Raw genomic sequence first — 26,396 nt, 5'->3', positions numbered from 1 at the left:
ATGATGTGGAGGTAAGCATGAAACAATCCTTGATCTTAGCCGCGCTCACTTCTTTTCGAGGCGAGCGCTCAGCAAAAGCTTCGTTTCATCTATTAAATGGGAAGCGAACCATTCAAACTGTGCAAGATGGAACTTTTTTTAACAATTTATTTTTGTTTGGTACGTTACCACAGCTTACGGTTGAGCAGTTTGAGCAGTCGCTCGAAAACCTTAAACACGAGCAATTAATTTATGAAAAAGACCGCTTATGTCTACAGACAGAGAAAGCCAAGCGCGAAACCGAGGCATTTTTAGCTAAACATCCTTATCTTTATAGCTTGAAAGGTTGGCAATATGGGAAAGTAGAGCGTCATTTTTGGGAACGATTTGCTTTGCTCGTGCAATCCATTAGTTATTTACACGATCAACAATCGTTTGCGCCGACAACGTTTAATATCTGGAGTCAGCAATGGGTTCGTAACATCCTGAAACGTCATCTTCACGATTTAGCGGCGTTACGTCAACAGCTTTATCAAGAATGTGAGTCGCTGTTAACCGAAGTAGAGGATCTCGATGCCAATTTATTTGTCCAGCAGTTATCACGCCCAGGGAAAATTGGTTTAACGAAAGCCCAAATATCTAAAGAGATGGGGTTGGACAAAAGAGAGGTTCAGCTACGTACAAAAGGTTTGATTCATCTGTTTTGTCAATCTGGTTATCAAGAACCTCACCGTTATCCAGTGTTAGCCACATGCTTTGATTCTGAAGAAATCAATTTGTTAACATTGACTGCTAGTAAGACAGCGAATTTATATAAACAGCATCAAAATCTTGATGTGATCGCCAAAATACGAAGATTAAAACGATCAACAATTGAAGATCACATTGTGGAAATGGCAATGATGGATCGGACTTTTTCAATTGCGCCGTTTGTTGATGAATCATTACAAGCGCAAGTTGGAGTAATTGTTGCGAATCAGCAAGTGAGGTTGAAGGCAATCCGGGATCAATTAGATGATGGTGTAAGTTATTTTCAAATTCGCTTAATCCTAGCAAAGAGAGAAGGTGATAAACATGTTAGAGCGTGATTTACACAGATTATTTGGATTTACAAATTTTAAAAAAGGACAAAAAGAAATTATTGAACCGTTAATGGCTGGACAGGATGTGTTTGCCATGTTGCCAACAGGTAGAGGCAAATCCTTATGTTATCAACTACCGGCTTTTCTTTCCCCAGGTTTAACAATTGTCGTTTCTCCTTTGCTTTCTCTAATGGAGGACCAAGTTGCGCAATTGAAAAAAGCGGGTCGAAAAGAGGCTGTGGCAATGAACAGCTTTTCTTCAAGACAAGAGCGACAAGCCATTTTACAATCTCTGCATTCCTTCAAACTCATCTATTTATCGCCAGAAATGCTTCAATCGAATGAAGTATTTGCAGCATTAGCAGCTCAAACAATTTCTTATTTCATTATCGATGAAGCGCATTGTGTATCATACTGGGGACATGATTTCCGAGCTGATTATTTACGATTGCGAGATGTAAAGGTGTCTTTAGGAGATCCACCTGCTTTAGCGATTACCGCAACAGCAGATGAAAACGTTAGGAAGGATGTGATAAAGCAACTTCAACTTCGTGATCCGATCCACGTTCTTGATGAAATAAACCGAAGTAATATTGGCTTGTTTGTAGAAAAGGTTGAGACTGAACATGAAAAGGTAACAAGGGTAAGAGAGCTGTTCACTCGCTATCAGCTGCCCGGATTACTATATACGCAAACGAGAGCTCAAGCAGAGTGGTACAGTGAACAATTACAGCACCATCATCCAGGTTTAAAAATTGGCTTTTATCACGGTGGTATGGACAGTATGGACCGTATGCTCGTCCAAGAACAATTTATAAATAACCAATTAGACGTCATTTGCGCAACAAATGCGTTTGGGATGGGCGTCAATAAACCAGATATTCATTTTATTATTCATTTGCAGCAACCTCTTGATATTGCTTCCTATGTACAAGAGATTGGTAGAGCTGGACGAGACGGTTCGCCAAGTTTTGCCCTTGTGTTGGTTTCTCCTGAAGATCGCTATCAAGCAACGCGATTAATTCGCAATCAAATCGAAGAGCATATGAGTTTAGATATGCTGCCACAACTGTTAGCAGAACCATATGATTCTGAAAAGGCGCGTAAAGAACGATTGGAGTCAAGTTATGGAGAACAAGGTCAAACCATCTTGTTTTTACTTGAAAAATGGGGAGTAATCGTAGATGATAAAGGAAGATCATCAATAGGAACATCGATTATTAAGAAATTAAAAGTTTACTTTGAACAGCAAGAACGTAAGCGTCAGCACCGTTTAGGAACCATGATGACCTATATTGACAACGACGAATTTTGTAGACGCGCGCTTCTGCTGCGCTCGTTTAATGAATCGGTAGCTGTTCAAGCACATTGTTGTGATCGTTGCGGGGCAACCCTTTCGCACTATAAAAAAAGGGAAGAGGTTTCACACGGTAAAAGCTTGCATTGGAAAAAAGAGCTTGCTCTATTATTTCATCAAACCGAAAATCGGAAAGAGGGCGACAAAAGTGAATGAACTAAAAGTAGAAGAAATCCATGAGGCTCGTGCAGATCAATCGCTGCCTTCTCGTACGAATGTTCATAAGCGCAAACGAGTTAAAACGAAAAAAAAGACAACGATTTTTCTTCCACACGTATTGTTTACGCTATTTTTTGGTCTGGTAGGTTCCCTATTAGTACTAGCATTCCTCTTCTTATTCTAATTCTTTTTAATTAGACATACCCTTTTAGGAGAGAGGGGGAGTGTACAAGTGAAATCAGAAACGTTTGCGACCATAACGAAAGAGTTAATCAAACGGAAGCAAAAAATGGCTCAAACCGAGAAAAAAGAAAAACGCTACGCTCAATTAACGTTAGGCACGAGCGTTGTATTTGCGGTTATGTTGAGCCCGCTTGTTCGAACAGACTCTCTTTCATTGTCATCGTTTACTGCCGCACCCCTTCAAATGGCCCTCGCAGCGGCAATCTTTGTGTTCACAGTACAAATGATTGCTAGTAAGAGGCATGCAGACAAGAAAGAAGGAGAGTTTGAGGATTTAAGACAAGAGTTTATTGATCGGCATGAAGAATTGTGGCCTGAAAAACTATCTCAATCCGAAAAAGATGCATATTTAAAAGAAATGAACCAACGCTATGACATTAATCTATACTACCGCTGTTAGCGATTTTAAAATGGCTTTTTTCTAAGGTCTCGTAAGTGTTCTCGTAACAACTGTTCTTCTTTTTCTGTTAAATCCGTTTCATAAAGAAAGGGTGGTTTTTTACGGTCAGTTCGCCCAAATAAATAATCAGTCGAAACATCAAATACATCGGCAATGCGATTAATTGTATCCGTATCAGGCGTTCGGTTTCCGTTTTCATAGCCGGAAATGGACACTTTCGTTACATTGATTAATCGACCAAGTTGCTCTTGAGTTAGTTTTTGTTCTGTACGTAAGTGTTTAAGTCGTTTTGACACAATCGCCATAGCACACTTCCTTTCCATATTTGTCCTCTTATTATAAGTTAACAAATCGCTAACGAAAATGATTGTTAACTAAATAGAAACTTATGATTTACAAATTTACCAATAGATAGTATAATCGAGTTAACTTATGGTTAATTAAATATTGAGGTGAGCATATGCAGCGGACTAAATTAAAACAAGTGCGGTTAGAACATCATATGACTCTGGAACAAGTAGCAAAACAAATCCATGTTAGTACGCCGTTTTATTGGCAAATAGAAAATGGGAAAAGAGGCTTATCCTATGAGCTAGCAGTTAAAATTGCGAACGTCTTTTCTACAACCCCTGACGCATTATTTTTAGATGAATTAACTAAAGACTAGAACTAGATGACCTTTTTTAAAGGTTTTTTTTGATTCATTCGCTCTAAAAAAAAAGAAAAATTACGGATAAAGAAGCCGTCCTTTATGATATGGCGTTACGTTCAGGACTGAAAAATACGTTTTATATTTTTTATAAAAAAAAGATAGGAATTCTAGACAAGAGGCTTTATAATCAGGAAGAAAGAACTTTTTCCAAAATTAAACATTATAACCGCTTTTTTACCTTATGTCTGGAGGTTTTTCTCATATGAAAGGGGAAATTGCTCGTAAAGTTCAATTCCTGAGGAAAAGAGAATCGTTAACGCAAGCAGAACTGTCTAAAGGAATTTGTACGCAAGCGCAAATTAGTAATATTGAAAAAGGAGTTTTAAACCCCTCTAGTCTCACGCTATTCCACATTGCCCAGCGCCTTAAAGTTGATATGAATTATTTTTTTTATCAACAGCTTGATTACCCAACTCACTCGCAATTATTTCAGAACAATTTGCGGCTTCTTGCTTTAAAGGAAGATTTCCAAGCAATTCGCGATCAATTAAACTCGTCGCACGATACAGGAAAGGACCCATTTGCTTTATGGCATGAAGCGCTGTGTCATTATTACCTGGATGGCCTTTATGAAAAAGCGATTGAACAATTATGTGATGCCTATGAAAACGGGACAATTGCGAGACGATACCAATTAAACATGTTATCGGATTTAGGATTTATGTACGTGCAATTGAACCTCTTTGAAGAAGCTTTTTTCTGTTTTGACACATTAAGTCAAGAACTGAACATGCAGAATGGAGGCATTGATTACAAACGTTTATTAATTTGTGCTAACTTAGGAAAAGCGCATGTCTTATTTTCAACACATCAATATGGTGAAGCAGAGGAATGCTGTTTAGTAGGAGAGCGTTTATGTATAGACTACAAGATTTTAGCAGGATTAAGTGAATTGTTCGATCTTCACGGTAAGAGTTTGCTCAAGCGTGGTGAGTATACCAAGGCATACACGTACATAAGTAAAGCTAGGGATGTATACGCAATTGAAAAAAAGCAAGAAGAAGTGGCTAGAATGGAGGCGTTGTTAACCGTCTGTCAAAATGCATAAGTACGGACAGAACCTTTGAAACGAATTGGTCTTGTGCTATACTAAACGTGTGAAGAAAATGCTTTCAAGGAGTGAAAGAAGGAATGAGCATGAGTGCGGGTCAATTAATTGCAATCTTAGGAATCGGTCTAACAGCTGTTGTATTAGCGATTGTCATGGCGCTATTGTTATTAAAAATGTCTCAGAATTCAGATTGAGTACGAATCGAATAGATAAAAAGAGCGGTATTCCTCAGTGGGATACCTTTTTATTTCATCTAAGGAGGAAATGGACATGCTGCATGCAATCTGTGATCGATTAGAAGCGCTTTTTCCAGAGATGGTTCAGTTAAGACGGGAATTTCACGCAGAGCCAGAGTTATCTTACGAAGAGATACATACGCCGAAAAAAATTGCGGAATATTTACAGAATATTGATTTAAACGTGCGGACGGAAGTTGGGGGACGTGGAGTAGTTGCGACACTCGTTGGAGGGCAACCAGGAAAAACAGTCGCGCTTCGAGCTGATTTTGATGCTTTGCCAATTCAAGAAGAAACAGGCCTTCCGTTTGCGTCAAAGCACCCTGGAAAAATGCATGCTTGTGGTCATGACGGTCATACAGCAACCTTGCTCGTTCTAGCTAAAGTGCTATCTGAACGAAAAGAAGAACTTGAAGGAACGATTGTCTTTATTTTTCAATTTGCGGAAGAACTTGCTCCTGGAGGCGCGATTGCGATGATCGAAGACGGTTGTTTAGATGGTGTTGATATGATTTTTGGCACTCATCTATGGACGCCGATTAAAACAGGAGAAGTAGGGTTCTCTTACGATCGTTTAATGGCAGCAGCGGATCGGTTTGAAATTAAAATTAATGGATCTGGAGGTCACGGTGCAATGCCGCATCAAACAGTTGATGCCGTTCTTGTAGGTTCAGCTGTTTCACTTGCACTTCAACAAGTCGTGAGTCGAAACGTTGATCCACTCGAGCCGGCTGTTGTTACCGTGGCTTCTTTCCACGCAGGCGGAGCATTTAATGTTGTGAGCGATGTAGCGCAGCTAGAAGGCACAGCGCGAACGTTTAGTACAGCTGTACAAGATCAAGTTATCAAGCGAATGGAAGAAGTAATAAAAGGGGTTTGTGAAGCCCATGGTGCAACATATGAGTTTACGTATATAAAAGGCTATCCAGCTGTTGTCAATCATCAAAAACAAACGGAATGGCTGACCCAAGCTGCGGAAGGGCTGAAAAACTCAGCGAAGATGGTTGAGGTTGCGCCTGTTATGGGTGGGGAAGACTTTTCGTACTATTTGCAAAAAGTTCCTGGTGCATTCTTTTTTACGGGTGCAGGAAATGAGAATGAAGCGGCCATCTACCCTCATCACCATCCTAAATTTACAATTGATGAAAAGGCTATGTTGATTGCAGCAAACCATTTAGGTGCAGCTGCACTTTATGCGTTAACTCAACATAACGGAACACCTTCTGTCGTGAAGTCATCCGGTTCGAACGAAGGTTAAAATCGCTTTTGTGGGTTCTGTCCATTGAATATGTTATGATACTGCTATACTTTTTGTTTAGCAGTATTTTTTTATGTAAAAAATGGTTAAATAATAGGAAAAAAGGATATAAGAACGATTAATTACATCTTAAGTTGAAACGGTTGAACTGTCTAAGGAGCGAAATGGATATGACCTTTAAAGAAGGGAATTATAATATAAAGGCTGTCTCAAAAAAGCTCGGAATTAGACCAGGTACATTGAGAGCCTGGGAGCGTCGGTATCACGTTGTGGCACCTTCTCGTAACGACAGTGGGCATCGATTATATAGTGAAGAACAAGTCTTAAAACTTCAAACGATTATAGAGAAAATAAATGAAGGTTTTACGGTGAAACAAGCGGTGGAATCCTTAGAATTAAAAGGGACAAGCGAATCGCCGCATCAAGAGACGAATCATTATATAGGACAGACGGCAAAAGAATTGACGGATGCACTTATCTCATTCGATGAAGATAAGGCGCAAACGATTTTAAATCAAGCTTATAGCATGTATTCATTAGATCGAGTGACGATTGATTTATTTTTACAAGTTGAAAAACGATTAAAGGAACTGGACAACTCGTCGATGCTTAATCTTCATACACAATTTATGTTCCAGATGCTTGGAGCAAAGGTGAAGAATGTATCCTTAAGTTTGCCTTTTAGCGCCAGCATGCCAAAAGCTTTGTTACTCTCCTATAATGGTGATGCGTATTCGATTCTTTTACGTGTATTTTCATTTTATCTTAAACGAAAAGGTGTACAAGTCATTTGTATGGATGGAGGGATTTCCGAGCAGGATGTGGAACTACTACTTAAGAGTATAAAGCCTAATCTACTCATTATTTCTGCAACGGATCCACTCTTTTTTAATCAAGCTGTAGAGCATGCAAAAAAAGCGGTTCTTGAGCATGAACCGTTAAATCATGTAGGTATTATTGGAGATGCATTTAATCATCTCTCTGACGGAAATAAAAAACTTTATGCCGATTTCTATATTGGGAAATCAAGAGCTGACTGGGAATTATGGCTTGAGCATTTGAATTAAGTTTGAATTCAGCTAAAAACGTTGAACCATCTAATGTGTTCAGACATAAGGTATCGTATAAATGTTGAGATGGGATAGCCTGGTCATAAGGAGGTATAGGAATGCGATTAGAGCGTTTGGCTGTTGATAAGTTTAAGGTTTTTCTGACCTTTGATGATATGGAAGAGCGAGGAATAACGAAAGAGGATTTATGGCAGGATGTACCTAAAGTGCATGACTTGTTTCGGGATATGATGTTGGAAGCAGATGATGAGCTAGGATTTAAAGTGGATGGCCCCATTGCAGTCGAAGTATTTGCTATGCCAGCACAAGGAATGGTTTTCATTGTAACAAAAGGGTCTCAGTCAGATGATTATGATACGGATGATTTTGATGACGGCTTTATTGAAATGCAATTGACCCTTGATGAGATTGATGAAGTGTTTTACGAATTTAAAAGTTTTGAAGATGTAGTAGGTCTCATTCCACGTTTGAAAGCCATTGATCTAGATGGTGGAGAACTTTATTCTTATCAAAATCGTTTCTTTCTAAAGTTGTCTGATGAAGACTTAGAACATGTACATGAAGAGTCCTTAGTTGCTATTCTATCTGAATTTGGTAGTCCAGCGACAATTTCGTTTTACCGCATTGCTGAGTACGGTAAAAAATTAATTGAACGCAACACGATTCACTATTTATATGAAACGTTTTATACAAACTGACTATGAAATTCGTAAAGCTTGTTGACATGAATGTCTGCGAGCTTTTTTAACGTTTATGCATAGCCGAACAAAGACGTACGTTCTATTTAAAATCGCGATCGCTTTCACCACAGGCACAAGGGAGACATCGGCTTGGTCTGCGAAGGGAGTCGTCGCATTTAGTAAGACGAATGTTATAGACAATATTGGGATTGTCATTCATGAAAATGACTACTCCTACTTAATTCAAATTCATGCAGCTATTAAAAAAATTGCATTGAAACGGAAAGTTTCTATATTTAGTTACAGAATTTTGGTAAAATAAAATAAAAAACGCACATGGGGTGGGTCTATGGATGTGCTTTTAGTTGAAGATGATCAAGCAATTGCACAAATTATCATTGATTTTATCATGAAAGAAGGTTTACATATTACATGGTGTGAAGATGGAGAAGAAGGGTTTGAATATTTACAAAAATATCACTTTAAAGTCGCAATCATTGACTTGATGATGCCTAAGCGCGATGGTTTTTCATTGTGTAAAGCGGTGCGAACATTCTCAGATATTCCCATTATCGTTGTGAGCGCCAAGCAAGCTGATGTAGACAAAATTGAAAGTCTAGAAATTGGCGCAGATGACTATGTTACAAAGCCATTTAGTCCGTCAGAATTAGTTGCTCGTGTAAAAGTTCAGATAAGGCGGCATTATGCTTCCCATGGGTCGTACTCCGGTCAGCATTTACGGTTTCAAGACGTGACGATCGACAAGCGAGGCATGCAGCTATCTATAAACGATACGCCTGTGGTTTTAACCGCGAAAGAATATCAACTTTTTTTGTTTCTTGCTGAGAACAGAGGCATTGTGTTTACAAAAGAAGAGTTATACAAACGAATATGGAACGGTGAAAGTTTTGACAGTCGTACGGTGACGGTCCACATAAAAAATTTAAGAGATAAATTAAATGACCGAAAAAAAACGCCACGTTTTATCGAAACGGTTTGGGGAACAGGTTATAAATTTATTGCAGCACCGACGCAATGAAACTTCGTGGACAATTAAATCTACTCCTTCTCGTAACAGCCATTGTTCCGTTTATTACGACAAGTTTATTTAGTATCCAAGTTCAATATGCGGTTCAAGATCAATCTGAGCTCTATGTTGAAGCGATGACGAAAGCTAAGGTGATTGGTAGTAGCGTCGTTAAACAAATTGATCAAATGAGAGAGCCAACTGATGAGATGATTGAAACCTTACCTTATTACGGTGATGATGTTGAGGTTGGGTTTTACTCCTCAAACCGTCAGCTTCTTACACAAACCGAACGTGGTTCATTTCCGACTTATTTGATGCCTGCAGATATACTAAGCAATTTATACGAACTGCAAGCGAGAGAGGGTGTATTTATTTACAAAGAGCCGGTCTTTCAAGGAGATGGTCTGGAAGGATTTTATGAAGTTCGGTTCGCTCAAGGCGACATTCAACGGGATGCTTTATTTATCTATACACTAACATTTCTATTTTTCATCTGTAGTAGTGGGATTACGTTTTATATCGTTCAACATTGGTTCAAAAAGAATATGCTTATTCCATTTACATGGATGAAAGAACAAATGCAAAATATCGGCGATGGAAAACATGATGTGAAATTGCATGGTTCTAAGCATAAGCGTACGGAAGTCGGCATGCTGCTAGATGATTTTGCGATTATGACTGCTCAACTTAATGAGATCGAGCAGGAAAAACGTCGAGTGGAAGGAAATCGTCAAAAGCTTATAGCGTCCATTTCACATGATTTGCGAACCCCGCTAACGTCTATCCGTGCGTATGCCGAGGGGATGGTAGCGAATGCTGGAAAGCGTGATGAATACGCTTCAGTTATTTTATCAAAAACAAGGTATATGCAAAGACTTATAGAAGATTTACTTATGTATTCACATATACAGGCTACCAGCTTCCTGCTCGATTTACAGCAAGTAGATGCGGAAGAATTGGCAGATACACTTTATGACGGCTATAAAGATGAATGGACAGAGCATCAATTTCATATTCAACTTGATCATGCAAATGTAGAACTTCTTGTTGACGTTGATCGACTTATTCAAGTCGTAGATAATCTAGTTGTTAATGCAATTCGTTATACTCCTAAGCATGGTGCGATCACCCTCGTTGCTACTGACGATATGTCTGTGTTGAATGAATACGGCGTTAAGCGAATGGCTGGTTATTATTATTTCCTTGTTGCAGACACGGGTGCAGGTATTTCAAAAGAAGAACAAGCACACGTATTTGACTCGTTTTATCAAGTAGAAAAAGCGAGAAATCAATCAAACGAAACAGGGGTAGGTTTAGGTTTAGCAATATGTCGAGAATTAGTTCAAAAGCATGGGGGCATAATGGGCGTTCATTCTGTCTTAGGGAAAGGGAGTACATTTTTCTTTTCGCTTCCTATCGTCACTACCGAACAAAATGAGGGGATTACGTGAAAACTTTTTTAATGCTCTTCAGTGCAGCAACTATCATTTTATTAGGAGGTTGTATGCTTCCTTCCATGGATGCACACACACTTTTAGAAGATGCGTTTAACACAGAAAGTGAGTTTATTCCGTTCGAACTTATATTAGAAGATAGTCAAGGTTGGAAAACACATGTTTTTGCAGCTAGTGAAACCACGCAGCGAATTGACTATCATATACAAGACTCGTTACGCTATACAGAACTATATGATGGTCATCGTATTTATGAAATTGATTACGAAACGAATGAAGTGATGCAGTTTGAGCGAGACGGCAAGATTTCAACTGGGCGAAATTATTTAGTGAATGAAATTGATTTTTTAGCAGCCACTCATGAAATTAAATATGTCGCAAGTAAAAAAAACAAATGGCTTAATCGTAAAGTTTTTCATATTGAATTTTATCAAAATGACCAGTTAGATTACGAATTTTGGGTCGATAAACACTCACTTGTTGTATTAAAACAAATTGCGCATGTGAACGGTGAAACGTGGGAAATGGAAGCTTCTTACTTTAAATTGAAGCCTGAATTTCCTGAAGAACTATTTCACCTTAACGAGCACCACGATACAATCGTTCAAATTGAAACGGGAAAATGATTGCTCTAACGGGTGTAATACTGAAGCGTGACTGCGAATCATCTAATAAGGAATAGTTGGTCCGTGGCTCGGCTTTTGTTTAAAAAATTTTTAAAAAAGACGTCTGGAATGGCGCGAATGTGGAATACATAGAAGAAGTAAGACGCTATAAGACAATGAATTGAAGGTTATTAATAAAAATAAGGGTAGCATTCCCTGTCATGTTTCATTATCATAAGAAGTGTTCAACGAAAAAAGGATAATTCCGTGAGGTGACATAAAATGGACGAAAGCGCGGATCGAACGAACGATGTTCTAGCGTCAACTCAATCCATTATACATACTGCATTAAGTAAATTAGGCTACCCGGAAGAAATGTACGAATTATTAAAGGAACCAATGCGAATGATGACGGTTCGAATTCCTGTAAGAATGGATGATGGATCAACGAAAATCTTTACTGGCTATCGTGCACAGCATAATGATTCTGTAGGACCGACTAAAGGCGGCGTGCGGTTTCATCCAGATGTGACAGAAAAGGAAGTTAAGGCGCTTTCCATCTGGATGAGTCTTAAAGCTGGGATTGTTAACCTTCCATATGGCGGTGGAAAAGGGGGGATTATTTGCGATCCTCGAACGATGTCATTCCGCGAAGTCGAGCGACTAAGCCGGGGGTACGTTCGCGCAATTAGTCAAATTGTCGGACCGACGAAAGATATCCCTGCACCAGACGTGTTTACTAATTCACAAATAATGGCGTGGATGCTTGATGAGTATAGTCGTATTCGTGAATTTGACTCTCCAGGTTTTATTACGGGAAAACCACTTGTTTTAGGTGGTTCCCATGGCAGAGAATCTGCTACCGCAAAAGGAGTAACCATTTGTGTGAATGAGGCAGCGAAAAGACAAGGCGTAGATATGGATGGCGCAAAAGTGATTATCCAAGGATTCGGAAACGCTGGAAGTTTCTTGGCCAAATTTATGTCCGACGCAGGCGCAACAGTTGTAGGTATTGCAGATGCTTATGGTGCTTTATACGATGAAGAGGGACTGGACATAGACTATTTACTAGATCGACGTGATAGTTTTGGAACCGTAACGAAACTTTTTAAAGACACTATAACAAATGAAGAATTGCTGGAAATGGAATGCGATATTTTAGTGCCAGCGGCAATTGAAAATCAAATTACAGCCCATAATGCTGGGAACATTAAAGCATCTATTGTGGTTGAGGCGGCAAATGGCCCGACAACACTAGAGGCCACAAAGATTTTGTCTGAACGAGGAATCTTGCTCGTCCCGGATGTTCTAGCGAGTGCTGGAGGCGTAACGGTTTCGTATTTTGAGTGGGTCCAAAATAATCAAGGGTTTTACTGGTCTGCGGATGAAGTCGAAGGCAAGCTACAATCTGTGCTTGTAGAAGCATTTGACCATATCTATCAATTAGCTAAGCGTCGAAAAGTGGACATGCGTTTAGCTGCTTATATGGTTGGTGTTCGTAGAATGGCAGAAGCTTCTCGTTTTCGAGGCTGGGTCTAACTTGATATACAGTTAAAGAAAACCCTTGTGTATAGCGCTATGCACAAGGGTTTTGCCGATGAATTAGCATGAAGAAGAGGATGATCAACAGATGTATGATGTAATTATTATTGGTGGAGGGCCGTGCGGATTATCAGCCGCAATAGAATGTGACGAGAAAGGGTTATCGACTCTTGTCATTGAAAAAGAAAATATTGTGAACGCCATTTACCGCTACCCAACACATCAAACGTTTTTTAGTACGAGTGAACGGCTAGAAATTGGTGGCGTACCGTTTATAACGGAAGAGCGAAAGCCGAAGCGAAATCAAGCGCTTGTTTATTATCGAATGGTGACAGAGCGCAAACAAATAAATGTACATGCGTATGAAATGGTTCAAACTGTTCATAAGCAGACAGATGGTACGTTCCAAGTTGAAACATCAAAACGTACGTATCAGGCGCGAAATGTAGTGGTTGCAACAGGCTATTATGATTCGCCGAATCTGATGAATATTCCTGGTGAAACAAACAGTCATGTCATGCATTACTTCAAAGAAGCGCACCCGTACTTCAATCATCATGTTGTTGTGATCGGCGGTAAAAACTCGGCTGTTGATGCTGCCATTGAGCTCGAAAAAGCAGGCGCTCACGTCACCATGCTGTATCGTGGCTCCGATTATTCTGCTAGTGTAAAGCCATGGATCTTACCTGAACTCGTGTCCTTGGTAAAAAATAAACGCATTAGTCTTGCTTTTAACGCACATATTAATCAAATTACGGAAAAAGCGGTTTACTATACAGAAAATGGAGAAGAGTCAAAGGCGAAAGCTGATTTTGTTTTTGCGATGACAGGCTATCATCCTGACCATTCATTTTTACGAAACATGGGAGTCGAAGTAGACGATGCGTCTGGTCGACCAACGTTTAACCCAATTACTATGGAAACGAATGTAGCGAATCTCTATATTGCCGGTGTCATTGCCGCTGGTAATCATGCAAACGAAATTTTCATTGAAAATGGAAGAGAGCATGGGAAATTCATCGCAGAAACGATCACGCAAAAGTAGAAAATGGAGGAAAAACATTGAGGCACGTCGTACTTTTAACTACAGGTGGAACAATCGCAAGTACTACAGGTGATAACGGAAAATTAGTTGCTGGTGAATTAACAGGGGAAGAATTAGCTGATTTATGTGGCTTACCCACGGATATTAACGTGACGGTGCAGTCAGTCTTGCAGAAGCCAAGCGTCCACTTAACTTCGGAAGATTGGGCTACGCTAGCTAATGAAGTAAAAAAAGCTTTTCAAGCAAATGATGTAAACGGGGTTGTCGTTACCCACGGTACAGATACATTAGAGGAAACGGCCTACTATTTAGATTTAACAAATGTAGATGAAAGACCTGTTGTTGTAACAGGGTCACAACGAGGGCCAGAGGAAACAGGTAGTGACGCATTTATGAACTTAAGGCATGCGATATATGCGGCATGTGAACCAGATTTAAAAGGCACAGGCTGTGTGGTTGTATTCAATGAACGTATTTTTTCCGCACGCTATGTAAAAAAGGAACATGCTTCAAATATTCAAGGTTTTAATGCTTTTGGATTTGGTTATCTAGGAATTATTGACAATGATGTTATTTTTACGTATCAAAAGCCAATCCGACGGGAAATGTATATGGTAAAGGAACCCACATTTCTTGAGATCGGTATTGCAAAAATTTATTTAGGGATGTCTGAACAAACGCTCCGTGCTATTCTTGATACAGTGGACGGGCTGGTCATTGAAGCCGTTGGTCGAGGTCAAGTGCCGCCACAATTAGTTGCCCCTATTAAAGAGGCATTGCAAAAGAAAAAGCCAATTATTTTAACAACGTCATCTGAGGAAGGGAAAGTGTATCCAACGTATGATTATAAAGGGAGTGCACACCACTTAGAACAACTTGGCGTTATTTTAGGGTCTGATTATGATAGCAAAAAAGCAAGAATTAAAGCGCTCGTTTTGACGGCTGCTCAACAAGATCTTACCCTGGGGTTTTCATAAGCGGTGAAACTTGAGTCTCATTAGCGTGAGGCGTATACTGGACTATGTAGCGGACGTCCTTTTAGAGAGAGGGTCGACAAGCGTTGATTTCTTTTATTCTTGCGGCTCTGGCTCCGGCCATGGCATTGTTCTCTTATGTGTATTTACGTGATTCCTTTAGTCGAGGTGCCATGTTTTTAGTCCTAAGAATCTTTATTATTGGCGCCTTGCTCGTCTTACCAATTTCAGTCATTCAATTTGCTTTCACAGAAGAAGCGATCCTATCACATTCGTTGTCAAAAGCTTTTTTGCTTTACGGATTGATAGAAGAGGGTTTAAAATGGCTGATGTTGTTCATATTTGCTTATCAACATGGTCAACTAAAGCAACCAATTGATGGAATCGTTTTTGGTGTAGCGTTATCGCTTGGCTTTGCCTCCGTTGAAAATAGTTTATATATGATTGCGTATGGGTTTGATCACGTGCTCCCGAGAACGTTATTACCAACCACCGCCCATGCTGTTTATGGAATTATTATGGGTTATTACGTTGGAAGAGCCAAATACCAGCCTTCAAAAAAACAACTATTTCTTTTTTTAGCGGCTGTACTACCAATGATTTTGCACGGAAGTTACGACTACATTCTAATGGATTTTGGACATTATTTCTTATATTTAATGATTCCATTTATGGTTGCGCTTTGGTTATTAGCAATATGGAAAATAAAAAAGGCGAACAAACTAGATGAAGATGAAAAGTGCAATCTGAACTAAAGGAGGAGGATAGCGTGACAACAGCGAATCGTTATCGAATTGTCATTCGTTGCCCTTTATGTGGAGAGAAATATATTTTACGTGGAAAACGAAATGAAAACGGAGAATATGAAACAGGCTTTAAACAGTGTGTATGCGGAAATGAAGATCAATTAATCATTGAAGCGTCACCTGAATAATGAATGTGCAAAGAACGTACAGCTATGTAAGACAAGCTGTGCGTTTTTTATGCATTTTTCATGCTACGGGTTGCAGAATCATTCGTTTTGCGTTAAAGTTGTGACAATAGCAAATAAACTTAATAGATCTTATCAAGAGAGACGGAGGGACATGGCCCGAAGAAGTCTCAGCAACCAGCCTTTATTGGCAAGGTGCTAAATCCAGCAGAAATCTGCAAGATAAGAGAATTGTTCGCAACCTTTCTTCTTATATCTTGAAGAAAGGTTTTTTATGATTGTACCGTTTTTTTAAAAAGGAGGATAAACAATGACAACACATGATGAATCCATTCTTGCGCAAATCGGAAATCGCCGAAATGATGCAACAGGCGCTGTAAATGCACCTGTCTATTTCTCTACAGCCTATCGTCACGCAGGGATTCAAGAATCAACAGGGTACGATTATGCTCGTACTGGAAATCCCACTCGAGAAGTGCTTGAACAAGCCATTGCAAATTTAGAACATGGAGAGCAAGGGTTTGCGACAAGCTCTGGAATGTCTGCCATTCAACTCGTTTTTTCACTATTTGGGCAAGGTGATCATATTTTATGTTCAGATGATTTGTACGGTGGTACATACCGACTGTTCGAAGGAGGATGGACAAAGTGGGGGCTTCACTTTGACTATGTAGATATGGCGGACTTAAATGCTGTTAAAGATAAGTTGAAAGCCGAAACAAAGGCCATTTTTGTGGAAACACCTACAAATCCATTAATGAAAGAAGCCTCGATACAGGAATTGGCCATTATCGCTCAAAAAGCAGATGTACTCCTGATCGTTGACAACACGTTTTTAACACCGTTGCTGCAAAAACCGTTAGTAGACGGGGCAGATATCGTCATCCATTCAGCGACAAAATATTTAGGTGGACATAATGACGTTGTGGCTGGGCTTGTTGTCGCGAAATCGGCGGAATTAAGCGAACAATTAGGCTACTTTCACAATGGAGCAGGCTTCATACTCGGTGCGTTTGACTCATGGTTATTAATGAGAGGCATGAAAACATTGGCACTACGAATGAAGCAACATGAAATTAATGCAAAACGAATCGTTTCGATGTTAGAGGAAGAGTCCCTCGTGCGTGACGTTTTATATCCGGGAAAAGGTGGAATGTTGTCATTTCGTGTGACAGATGAATCTTATATTAATCCCATACTCAAAGCACTTCAGCTTATTTCTTTTGCAGAAAGCTTAGGCGGAGTGGAGAGTTTAATGACGTATCCAGCTACGCAAACCCACGCCGATATTCCTGAAGCACTTCGAATCGAAAAAGGCATCGATCAGACGTTACTACGGCTGTCAGTAGGAATTGAACATTGCGAAGATTTAATCTCTGATTTAAAACAAGCATTTGAACAAGCAACGAATCAAGGGAGGTGAGATCCATGAACTTGAGAGAAACTGTTACGTCTTCTGTGGTTGTTGCTGATGGCGCAATGGGAACGGTTTTATATGAGGCGGGCTATGACTTATGTTTTGAAGAATTAAATCTTTCTAAACCAAACGAAGTCGTTTCCATTCATCAAGCGTATTTGAACGCAGGAGCAACTGTAATTCAAACGAATACGTATGCAGCAAATGCCCATAAGTTAGCACGTTATGGACTACAAGAAGACATGAAAGCCATTAATGAAGCAGCGGTTAAGCTTGCCAAACAAGCGGTGCAGACAAGTGAGAAAAAGCAAGCGTTTGTCGTTGGAACAGTAGGTGGGATTCAAGGGTTTCAATTTGAACAAATGGATCGAAATGACTGTGTAGAATCCCTGAATCAGCAGGTAGATGTGCTTTTAAAAGCGGATGTAGATGGCTTATTGTTCGAAACGTTTTATGATTTTTTTGAAATAAAAGAATTGGTTATCGCAACACGCAAAAAAACGGATTTGCCGATCATTGCAAACGTATCACTTGGTGACATTAGTGTGTTAAAAGGAGGTATTCCTCTCAGTCAAGCTTTAACAGAGCTGTATGAAGCAGGAGCGGATGTAACAGGGTTGAATTGCCGCATGGGTCCTTATCATATGCTACGATCCATTGAAGAACTTGAACTACCGTATGATATACCATTAGCGTGTTACCCGAATGCGAGTTTACCAGGCTATCGAGATGGACGCTTTGTCTATGCATCGAATACGGACTATTTTACATCAATGTCAGAACGATTTATCAATGAAGGAGTGCATGTGATAGGCGGTTGCTGCGGCACGACGCCAGCTCACATCGAAGCGATCAAACAGGCGGCAAGTGGTCGGTCGCCTGTTACGCGAAACATTCGAAAACATGCAAAGCAAACAGAATTGGTGCCGCCGTCTGAGACAAAACAGTCAATTAAAGATGTCGTGGAGCAAAAACAAACCATTATTGTAGAGCTTGACCCGCCTAAAAAATTAAATATTGACAAATTTATAGAAGGGGCAAAAGCGTTAAAAGCTGCCGGGATTGACGCATTAACATTAGCGGATAATTCATTAGCAAGTCCAAGAGTCGATAATCAAACGTTGGCGATGATTGTGAAAGAAGAAGTGGGTCTTCAAAGCCTTGTCCATTTAACGTGTCGGGACCGTAATTTAATTGGCTTACAATCCCATTTAATGGGACTTGATTTAGCTGGCTTATCTGATTTGTTGCTCATTACAGGCGATCCAAGTAAAATTGGTGATTTTCCTGGAGCGACCTCTGTGTACGATGTATCGTCAACAAAATTGTTACCGCTCATTAAACAGATGAACGAAGGGATTTCATTTTCTGGTAAAACTTTAGGGAAAAAAACAACGTTTACAACAGCTGCAGCGTTTAATCCGAACGTGAAACATCTTGATAAAGCTGTGAAACGATTAGAAAAAAAGATTGAAGCTGGAGCTGACTATTTTCTCACTCAGCCGATTTTTGATGAGAGCCAGTTTAAACAGATCTATGAGGCGACGAAGCATTTAAACGTGCCCATCTTTGTTGGCATTATGCCGTTAACGAGTAGTAGGAATGCAGAGTTTCTTCATAATGAAGTGCCTGGTATTTCGCTTTCTGATGAGACGAGAGCACGAATGGCGCGAGCTGGAGAAGACGTTGCTAAAGCGGAGCAAGAAGGACTTGCGATTGCAAAATCGTTAGCACGAGAGGCTGCAACTTATTTTAATGGAATTTATTTAATTACGCCATTTTTGCGTTATCACTTAACCGTTGAACTGGCCACATACCTACGTAAACAGACAACCGCACCGTTGCATAAAGAAAGGGAGTTACAATGAGACATAATCAGATTGTTGAACAGCTTAAGAATAAAATTGTCGTTTTAGATGGTGCAATGGGCACGATGATTCAAGACGCGGATTTGGAAGAGGCGCATTTCGGTGGCGCTGCTTATGATGGGTGCAACGAGTATTTAAACCTTACAGCTCCCCACGTTATTTCCGGTATTCATCAAGCGTATTTAGAAGCAGGCGCGGATATTATTTGTACGAATACGTTTGGCTCATCTAGCATTGTGTTGGATGACTATGACCTTGGTCACCTTGCTTATAAAATTAGCCGCAAAGCCGCTGAATTAGCAGTAGAAGAAGCGAGTAAATGGCACACCGTTTTAGAACCTCGTTTTGTGGCAGGCGCTATGGGGCCAACAACAAAATCCCTTTCTGTCACAGGGGGAACAACGTTTAATGAATTAATTGCTACCTACGAGGAACAAGCTATTGGCTTAATTGACGGTGGTGTTGACCTGTTGCTTTTAGAAACAAGCCAGGATATGCGTAATGTTAAGGCTGCTTCCATCGGTATTCAGCAAGCGTATCAAAAAACAAACGTCACGTTGCCTCTTTTTATTTCAGGAACAATTGAACCGATGGGAACAACTTTAGCTGGACAAACGGTGGAAGCATTTTCCTTATCTGTTGAACACCTTCAGCCACTTGTCGTTGGGTTAAATTGTGCAACAGGACCAGAATTCATGCGAGATCACATTCGCTCGCTATCAGAGCTGGCGGAAAGTTATGTTAGCTGCTACCCGAATGCTGGTTTGCCGGATGAAGACGGACGCTACCACGAGACGCCGCAGTCGTTAGCCAAAAAGCTTGAAGGTTTCGCAGAAAAAGGGTGGCTTAACGTAGTGGGTGGTTGTTGTGGCACAACGCCTGCCCACATTCGTGCACTAAAAGACATGGTGCAAAACTATCCACCACGAACAGAAAACACCAGGCATCAACACGCTGTTTCAGGCTTAGAAGCACTCATTTATGATGATTCGATGCGTCCCCTTTTTGTTGGTGAGCGAACAAATGTTATTGGTTCGCGGAAATTTAAACGGTTAATAGAAGAAGGGAAATACGAAGAAGCATCGGAAATTGCACGTGCACAAGTAAAAAAAGGCGCACATGTTGTGGATATTTGCTTAGCGGATCCCGATCGTGAGGAGGCAGATGATATGGCTGCTTTTCTATCTCATGTAACAAATAAAGTAAAGGTGCCGCTCATGATTGATTCTACTGACGAAAACGTCATTAAAGAAGCACTTACGTATTCCCAAGGAAAAGCCATTATTAATTCAATAAATCTTGAAGATGGCGAAGAGCGGTTTGAAGCGATTCTCCCTCTTGTAAAACAATTTGGTGCGGCGCTTGTCGTAGGAACCATTGACGAGACAGGAATGGCTGTCACGGCAGAACGAAAGCTTGAAATTGCGAAGCGCTCCTTCAAGTTATTAACCGAAAAGCACGGTATTCCAGCTCATGATATTATTTTTGATCCACTTGTTTTTCCTGTTGGAACGGGCGATGCTCAATATTTAGGATCAGCTTCTGCGACTGTAGAAGGAATTAAGCTCATTAAAGAGCAGTTGCCGCAGTGTTTAACGATTCTAGGTGTGAGTAACGTATCATTCGGTTTGCCGCCTGTAGGAAGAGAAGTGTTAAATTCGGTTTATTTGTACCACTGTACACAGGCTGGTCTTGATTATGCGATCGTGAATACAGAGAAACTTGAACGGTTCGCTAGTATCTCAGATGAAGAGAAAGCATTAGCGAATCAATTGCTTTTTGAAACCGATGACCGAACTCTTGCTGACTTCACCGCTCATTACCGTGGGAAAAGTTCAAAACAAACGATTGAGTATGAAGGGTTATCGCTAGCAGAACGATTAGCTTTATATGTGGTCGAGGGGACGAAACAGCGTTTAGACGTTGATTTAACCCTTGCATTGCAAGCGTATCCTTCCCCTCTTGATATTATTAATGGGCCGCTGATGGACGGAATGGATGAGGTCGGTCGGTTGTTTAATAATAATGAATTAATTGTGGCGGAAGTTTTGCAAAGTGCCGAAGTAATGAAAGCAGCTGTATCTTTTCTTGAACCGCATATGGAGAAAAGTGATCATGAATCTAGAAAAGGAAAAATCTTACTAGCAACAGTAAAAGGTGATGTTCACGACATTGGAAAAAACTTGGTCGATATTATTCTTAGCAATAATGGATTTGAAATTGTTAATTTAGGGATTAAAGTGACATCGAATGAGTTAATTGATGCCATTAAAAAAGAACAGCCAACGGCAATTGGCTTATCAGGGCTATTAGTAAAGTCGGCTCAACAAATGGTGCTAACGGCTCAAGACTTGAAGCAACAAGCGATTTCGATTCCTGTCCTTGTTGGAGGAGCAGCCTTAACGCGGAAATTTGTTGATACGCGTATTGCGCCAGAATATGAAGGTCTCGTTATTTACGCCAAGGATGCGATGAATGGATTAGAGTTAGCCAATCGTATAACGAGTCAAGAAAAGCGAGATGTGTTAGCTGCAGAATTAAGTGAACAGCGCAAGCTAAAAGCAGAGCACTTAGCAAAGCGGGTGACACCTACAGCCTCTGCTCAGAAAACAAGTGAAGAAGAAAAATCAACCATTGCACATCACCATGATGTGATACAGCCTGCAGATTGTAGTCCACATATTGTCAAAAATTATAATGTGGAACATATTTACCCTTATGTGAATATGCAAATGCTGCTTGGTCGTCATCTAGGCGTTCAAGGGAAAGTTGATCGTTTATTACACGAAGGACATGAAAAGACGGTTGAATTAAAAGAAAAAGTAGATAAATTATTCTCTGATGCCAATCAATTAAAGACGTTACAAGCGAATGCGATGTATCAATTCTTTCCAGCCCAGTCAGATGGAAATGATTTAATCATTTACGATCCTTCCAATCCAAAAAAAGAGCTTGAGCGCTTTACTTTTCCGCGTCAACGGGTAAAACCTTTTTTATGTTTAGCAGATTATGTCCGTCCAGTTGGCTCTGAAATGGATTATGTTGGCTTTTTAGCTGTCACTGCAGGAAAAGGAGTACGCGCCTTGGCTGAAAAAGCAAAGGAGAGCGGAGAGTTTTTACAAAGTCATCTTGTGCAAGCAGCGGCGTTAGAAACAGCAGAAGGGTTAGCAGAACGTCTTCATGAACAAATGCGCGATCGATGGGGCTTTCCTGATGCTGCTGATTTCACGATGAATGATCGTTTTGCGGCGAAATACCAAGGCATTCGTGTTTCGTTCGGCTACCCAGCTTGTCCCAATTTAGAAGACCAGAAAAAATTATTTGATCTATTACACCCTGAAAAAATCGGAATTGACCTAACCGAAGAGTTTATGATGGAGCCTGAAGCAAGTGTAACAGCTCTAGTGTTTTCTCATCCTGAAGCTCGTTATTTTAATGTAACGTAATCCTACTGGATTCATGCAAATAAAAGCGGCTACCCTCGAGCAATCATGCTCGAGGGTTTTCCGTTTACATCCGTTAAATGAACCCACTAGATTTGAGTTGTATAAAAAAATTGGAATAACAAAGACTACCGTTAGCTAGATCAAAATCGTCAAACATGAAGGAGGAAAACCCTTGTTTATCCGCAAGAATACGTTTCTAAAATACGGTATGGTCATTGCTGTAGGACTACTTTCATTCTTATTTTTTGAGTCTGAGGCAGAGGCATTTTCAGAACAGGTCATTCAAAAAGGTGCTACTGGAGATGATGTAGTTGAGCTTCAAGCAAGGCTACAATATGTAGGCTATTACAATGGAAACATTGATGGTGTGTTCGGCTGGGGTACATACTGGGCTGTTCGAAACTATCAATACGAATATGGCATTGATATTGATGGCTTAGTTGGGCAAGAGATGAAAGGAAAGCTAGTTGAGACAACCAGTTTTGATCAACAATATGTAACCAATGCGTTAAATGAAGGTCGATCTGTTCCGCACTATGGCGGTACTTCTAAAGAAAATCAAAAAGGTCAAGCACCACAAAACGGTCAGTCTGACAATGGGTCAGAAGATCCTCAATCAGCTGGAGACGACGCATCTGGCGATGATGGAGAGCCTATTATTGAAAAAGCACAAAATGTTCCTTCAGGCTATTCAAGTAACGATATTCAGCTAATGGCACAAGCGGTTTATGGAGAAGCGCGAGGCGAACCATACGAAGGACAAGTTGCAGTTGCAGCAGTCATTGTCAATCGCTTAAATTCAGCAACATTTCCTGATACGGTGGCTGGAGTGATTTATGAAGAACGGGCATTTACTGCTGTAGCAGACGGTCAAATCAATTTAGGGGCAGACGAATCAGCTCGTAATGCTGTGCTTGATGCACTGAACGGTCAAGATCCATCGAACAATGCACTGTATTATTTCAATCCTGATACAGCAACGTCTGCATGGATTTGGACACGTCCACAAATTAAACGTATCGGGAAACATATATTCTGTTATTAAACTGTTGGAGGTGGAATAAGTGATTCGGAATGTCATGATTGGGGCCCTTGCTGTTGCAGTTGTTGGCACAGGTATTTGGGGCTATCAACAAAAAAATGAAAAAGATCAATTAGCCCAAACGGCGGAAAACATGTACGAACGAGCGTACCATGATTTAAGTTTCCATATTGATCAAATTGAAGATGAATTAGGGAAAACATTAGCGATGAATAGTCAAAGACAATTATCGCCAGCTTTAGCGGATGTATGGCGTGTCACGAGCCTGGCTGAAAAAAGCTTAGCAGAACTGCCGGTGCAAGGGCTGAATATGGAAGACACGGAAAAATACCTATACAAAATTGCAGATTTCACGTACCGTACTTCTGTTAGAGATTTAAACGAAGACCCTTTAACCGATAAAGAGTATGCGACGCTTGAGCAATTGTACGATCAATCAGCTTCTATCCGACAATCGATGCGCGAGACACAAGCGATGATGATGAACGCGGATATGCCTTGGTTAGCTGAGCGAGAAAGAGATGAAGAGGAACCAGCTGAATATTCGTTTGCAGGACATTTTGAACGAATGAATAAATCTGTTCAAGGGTTTAGTGAAGTGGAATGGGGCGCAACAGATTCATCCATTCGCAATTTAAATGGGGAATTAAAAGAAGCGCTAAGTGGTCGTGAAAAGATTTCAAAAGAAGATGCGAAACAAAAAGCGCTAGACCTTCTCCAGTTAGGAAAAGGGGCAACGGTTCAAGTGGACGATGCAAGTGACGCGATCGAATACCCAGCTTATTCACTTGTAGTGGATGATCCTGAAAATAAAGCAAACTACAACATGGATATGAGTGTTGAAGGTGGAGAACCAATTTGGTTCATGCAAAGTCGAAAAATTGATAAGCAAACAATTGGTTTAAATGATGCGGTAAAAGAAGCAGAAGCTTTCCTTGAGCGAGCGAATAAGTTGAATATGGAGCTGGTTGATAGTACGCAGTACAACAATATGGCCGTTCTTGAATTTGCTTATGTTGAAGAAGGAATTCGCATCTATCCAGACTCTATTACCATTGAAGTGGCGCTAGATGATGGGGATATCGTCTCTTATGTAGGTAGAGGTCATATTATTCATCATCAAGACAATTGGAACATTCAATCGCCGTCGGTGACAAAAGAAGAAGCGCAGGCGATGATTAACCCTCATATTGACGTGATGGAGGATCACATCGCGATTATTGAAAATGATATCAATGAAGACGTACTTGTTTATGAATTTTATGGAACAAAAGACAACGATACGTATCGCATCTTTATTAATGCGCAAAACGGTGATGAAGAAAAAGTAGAACGAATGAAAGATACAGAACCTGATTACGGTGTTTAATTGTAGGGACCCTCGCTTAGTCATGCGAGGGTTTTTTCAGTGAACCGATGCTTGCCATCTTTTGAAAGTATGAGATAATAGGAGCAGCGCTTTTAGCCAAAATTGGCGCCTGAATTGACAAGTTTTAAAAGAAAGTGTGTGAAGAGAGAATGACGAGTTTTAATGTAGCAATTGATGGTCCTGCAGGCGCAGGAAAAAGTACAGTAGCAAAAAAAGTGGCTGAGAAACTAGGATTTTTGTATATTGATACAGGAGCGATGTATCGAGCATTAACGCAAGCTGCTCTAGCTACAAATGTTGATTTACACGATGAAAAGGCGTTAAACAACCTTTTAATGGAGAGTGAATTAGAACTTTCACCATCGTCAACTGGCACAACCGTTTTTTGGAATGGAGAAGACATAACCGAAGAAATTCGTTCAAATAAAGTAAATCAAAACGTGTCACTTGTATCAAGCTATAAGCAAGTGCGTTTAAATATGATGGAAAAACAACAAAAGCTAGCTAGTGAAAAACATGCTGTGCTTGATGGACGCGATATTGGCACCCATGTTCTGCCAAAAGCAAATGTGAAAATTTTTCTAACCGCATCTGTTGAAGAGCGCGCAAAACGTCGACATACGGAACAAGTAAATAAAGGACTTCAGTCTGATTTAGAAGACATTAAGCGAGATATTGAAAAAAGAGATGAGCTCGATTCAAGCCGTGCATTCGCGCCATTAAAAAAAGCAGATGATGCCCGTGTTTTAGATACGACGAAAATGGATATAAACCAAGTAACGGATGCAATTCTCGATTTTGTAAAGGAGCACTCTGTTTAATGAAGCTGTATCGGTTTGGACAAGCAGTATGTCGGTTCGTACTACGATTGTTTTTTAAAGTAGAGATTAGAGGAAGAGAAAACATTCCTGAAGAAGGTGGCGTGCTTCTTTGTTCCAATCATATTAGCAATTTTGATCCGCCTCTTTTAGGTGCCTTTATTAACAGGCAAGTCCGATACATGGCAAAAAAAGAATTGTTTGATAAGCTAGGTATAGGGAAATTGTTAAAGGGTTTAGGTGCGTTTCCTGTAAAGCGTGGAGGTAGTGATCGTGAATCATTACGAACGGCGCTTAAGATTTTAAAACAGGGCGACATGGTTGGGTTATTTCCTGAAGGAACACGTTCTAAAACAGGTGAAATCGGGAATGGACTAGCAGGAGCTGGATTTTTTGCGGGGAAAAGCGATGCTTATGTTGTACCGTGCGTCATTATTGGACCGTATAAATTTCGCAAGCGCGTGATATTGGTCTATGGAAAACCAATTGATATGGAAGCCTACCGAAAAGAGCGTGTTTCAGCGAAAGATATTACCGAAAAAATCATGACAGAAATCCAGCAGCTTAAAGATACGCATCAATAATACGTGATGCTCTCATTCAGACGAAGCGTTGAACGTGTTACGTG

At 40.3% G+C, this 26,396-nt stretch carries 25 protein-coding genes and 1 riboswitch; of the genes, 24 read left to right on the top strand and 1 reads right to left on the bottom strand.

Annotation, left to right across the window (positions count from 1 at the left end; genetic code table 11):
* Nucleotides 1-17 precede the first annotated feature (17 nt).
* From ABC361_RS10750 to ABC361_RS10735, 4 genes are read left to right on the top strand one after another with little or no spacing between them, the layout of a single operon-like run.
* Complete coding sequence (locus ABC361_RS10750) at nucleotides 18-1,067, top strand: YpbB family protein (RefSeq protein ID WP_413073982.1); 1,050 nt, start codon at nucleotides 18-20, stop codon at nucleotides 1,065-1,067.
* On the top strand, nucleotides 1,054-2,574 hold the full coding sequence (locus tag ABC361_RS10745) for a RecQ family ATP-dependent DNA helicase (protein ID WP_413073981.1): 1,521 nt from the start codon (nucleotides 1,054-1,056) through the stop codon (nucleotides 2,572-2,574). The genes ABC361_RS10750 and ABC361_RS10745 overlap by 14 nt, the downstream gene beginning before the upstream one ends.
* Nucleotides 2,567-2,761: a hypothetical protein gene (locus tag ABC361_RS10740; RefSeq protein ID WP_413073980.1), complete on the top strand. Its 195-nt coding sequence runs from the start codon at nucleotides 2,567-2,569 to the stop codon at nucleotides 2,759-2,761. The genes ABC361_RS10745 and ABC361_RS10740 overlap by 8 nt, the downstream gene beginning before the upstream one ends.
* 48 nt (nucleotides 2,762-2,809) lie before the next feature.
* Nucleotides 2,810-3,220, top strand: a complete 411-nt coding sequence (locus ABC361_RS10735) for a DUF2663 family protein (protein ID WP_413073979.1) — start codon at nucleotides 2,810-2,812, stop codon at nucleotides 3,218-3,220.
* A gap of 5 nt (nucleotides 3,221-3,225) precedes the next feature.
* On the opposite strand, the gene ABC361_RS10730 is transcribed toward ABC361_RS10735, so the two are convergent.
* Nucleotides 3,226-3,543 carry a helix-turn-helix domain-containing protein gene (locus ABC361_RS10730; protein WP_413073978.1) on the bottom strand — a complete coding sequence of 106 codons (318 nt, stop codon included), beginning with the start codon at nucleotides 3,541-3,543 and terminating at the stop codon, nucleotides 3,226-3,228.
* A 137-nt stretch (nucleotides 3,544-3,680) separates the two neighbouring features.
* Between ABC361_RS10730 and ABC361_RS10725 the strand changes: the two genes are divergently transcribed.
* The 20 genes from ABC361_RS10725 to ABC361_RS10630 all read left to right on the top strand — a co-directional run bounded on the left by ABC361_RS10725 (nucleotide 3,681) and on the right by ABC361_RS10630 (nucleotide 26,352).
* Nucleotides 3,681-3,887, top strand: coding sequence for a helix-turn-helix transcriptional regulator (locus ABC361_RS10725; protein ID WP_413073977.1), 207 nt, complete (start codon nucleotides 3,681-3,683; stop codon nucleotides 3,885-3,887).
* A 247-nt stretch (nucleotides 3,888-4,134) separates the two neighbouring features.
* Nucleotides 4,135-4,980 carry a helix-turn-helix domain-containing protein gene (locus ABC361_RS10720; RefSeq protein WP_413073976.1) on the top strand — a complete coding sequence of 282 codons (846 nt, stop codon included), beginning with the start codon at nucleotides 4,135-4,137 and terminating at the stop codon, nucleotides 4,978-4,980.
* A 273-nt stretch (nucleotides 4,981-5,253) separates the two neighbouring features.
* Complete coding sequence (locus ABC361_RS10715) at nucleotides 5,254-6,477, top strand: M20 family metallopeptidase (protein ID WP_413073975.1); 1,224 nt, start codon at nucleotides 5,254-5,256, stop codon at nucleotides 6,475-6,477.
* Between the two features lie 170 nt (nucleotides 6,478-6,647).
* Nucleotides 6,648-7,544: a MerR family transcriptional regulator gene (locus ABC361_RS10710; protein WP_413073974.1), complete on the top strand. Its 897-nt coding sequence runs from the start codon at nucleotides 6,648-6,650 to the stop codon at nucleotides 7,542-7,544.
* Nucleotides 7,545-7,645: 101 nt separating this feature from the next.
* A complete protein-coding gene (locus ABC361_RS10705) occupies nucleotides 7,646-8,245 on the top strand; it encodes a genetic competence negative regulator (RefSeq protein ID WP_413073973.1) in 600 nt (199 codons plus the stop codon).
* A gap of 331 nt (nucleotides 8,246-8,576) precedes the next feature.
* Complete coding sequence (locus tag ABC361_RS10700) at nucleotides 8,577-9,266, top strand: response regulator transcription factor (protein ID WP_413073972.1); 690 nt, start codon at nucleotides 8,577-8,579, stop codon at nucleotides 9,264-9,266.
* A complete protein-coding gene (locus ABC361_RS10695) occupies nucleotides 9,263-10,708 on the top strand; it encodes a sensor histidine kinase (protein ID WP_413073971.1) in 1,446 nt (481 codons plus the stop codon). Before ABC361_RS10700 ends, ABC361_RS10695 begins: the two co-directional genes overlap by 4 nt.
* Nucleotides 10,705-11,337 carry a hypothetical protein gene (locus tag ABC361_RS10690; RefSeq protein ID WP_413073970.1) on the top strand — a complete coding sequence of 211 codons (633 nt, stop codon included), beginning with the start codon at nucleotides 10,705-10,707 and terminating at the stop codon, nucleotides 11,335-11,337. Before ABC361_RS10695 ends, ABC361_RS10690 begins: the two co-directional genes overlap by 4 nt.
* A gap of 261 nt (nucleotides 11,338-11,598) precedes the next feature.
* Nucleotides 11,599-12,855, top strand: a complete 1,257-nt coding sequence (locus ABC361_RS10685; protein WP_413073969.1) for a Glu/Leu/Phe/Val family dehydrogenase — start codon at nucleotides 11,599-11,601, stop codon at nucleotides 12,853-12,855.
* Nucleotides 12,856-12,946: 91 nt separating this feature from the next.
* Nucleotides 12,947-13,903, top strand: a complete 957-nt coding sequence (locus ABC361_RS10680; protein WP_413073968.1) for a YpdA family putative bacillithiol disulfide reductase — start codon at nucleotides 12,947-12,949, stop codon at nucleotides 13,901-13,903.
* 17 nt (nucleotides 13,904-13,920) lie between these two features.
* Complete coding sequence (locus tag ABC361_RS10675) at nucleotides 13,921-14,880, top strand: asparaginase (protein ID WP_413073967.1); 960 nt, start codon at nucleotides 13,921-13,923, stop codon at nucleotides 14,878-14,880.
* A gap of 83 nt (nucleotides 14,881-14,963) precedes the next feature.
* Nucleotides 14,964-15,632 carry a glutamic-type intramembrane protease PrsW gene (prsW, locus tag ABC361_RS10670; RefSeq protein ID WP_413073966.1) on the top strand — a complete coding sequence of 223 codons (669 nt, stop codon included), beginning with the start codon at nucleotides 14,964-14,966 and terminating at the stop codon, nucleotides 15,630-15,632.
* 14 nt (nucleotides 15,633-15,646) lie between these two features.
* Entirely contained in the window at nucleotides 15,647-15,811 is a 165-nt protein-coding gene (locus tag ABC361_RS10665) for a hypothetical protein (protein ID WP_413073965.1), read from the top strand.
* Nucleotides 15,812-15,937: 126 nt separating this feature from the next.
* Nucleotides 15,938-16,037, top strand: a riboswitch (SAM riboswitch).
* Between the two features lie 81 nt (nucleotides 16,038-16,118).
* On the top strand, nucleotides 16,119-17,231 hold the full coding sequence (locus ABC361_RS10660) for a methionine biosynthesis PLP-dependent protein (protein WP_413073964.1): 1,113 nt from the start codon (nucleotides 16,119-16,121) through the stop codon (nucleotides 17,229-17,231).
* Nucleotides 17,232-17,236: 5 nt separating this feature from the next.
* A complete protein-coding gene (locus ABC361_RS10655; protein WP_413073963.1) occupies nucleotides 17,237-19,093 on the top strand; it encodes a bifunctional homocysteine S-methyltransferase/methylenetetrahydrofolate reductase in 1,857 nt (618 codons plus the stop codon).
* A complete protein-coding gene (gene metH, locus ABC361_RS10650) occupies nucleotides 19,090-22,539 on the top strand; it encodes a methionine synthase (RefSeq protein WP_413073962.1) in 3,450 nt (1,149 codons plus the stop codon). The genes ABC361_RS10655 and metH overlap by 4 nt, the downstream gene beginning before the upstream one ends.
* 208 nt (nucleotides 22,540-22,747) lie before the next feature.
* Nucleotides 22,748-23,584 carry a spore cortex-lytic enzyme gene (sleB, locus tag ABC361_RS10645; protein WP_413075756.1) on the top strand — a complete coding sequence of 279 codons (837 nt, stop codon included), beginning with the start codon at nucleotides 22,748-22,750 and terminating at the stop codon, nucleotides 23,582-23,584.
* 19 nt (nucleotides 23,585-23,603) lie between these two features.
* Nucleotides 23,604-24,950: a germination protein YpeB gene (gene ypeB / locus ABC361_RS10640; protein ID WP_413073961.1), complete on the top strand. Its 1,347-nt coding sequence runs from the start codon at nucleotides 23,604-23,606 to the stop codon at nucleotides 24,948-24,950.
* A 149-nt stretch (nucleotides 24,951-25,099) separates the two neighbouring features.
* Complete coding sequence (gene cmk, locus ABC361_RS10635) at nucleotides 25,100-25,771, top strand: (d)CMP kinase (RefSeq protein WP_413073960.1); 672 nt, start codon at nucleotides 25,100-25,102, stop codon at nucleotides 25,769-25,771.
* Nucleotides 25,771-26,352 carry a lysophospholipid acyltransferase family protein gene (locus tag ABC361_RS10630; RefSeq protein WP_413073959.1) on the top strand — a complete coding sequence of 194 codons (582 nt, stop codon included), beginning with the start codon at nucleotides 25,771-25,773 and terminating at the stop codon, nucleotides 26,350-26,352. Before cmk ends, ABC361_RS10630 begins: the two co-directional genes overlap by 1 nt.
* The last annotated feature ends 44 nt before the right edge of the window (nucleotides 26,353-26,396 follow it).

Origin of the sequence: Shouchella phoenicis (assembly GCF_047238345.1) — a bacterium.
Taxonomy (GTDB): domain Bacteria; phylum Bacillota; class Bacilli; order Bacillales; family Bacillaceae_D; genus Shouchella.
This window is presented reverse-complemented; position numbering and strand designations above follow the sequence as displayed.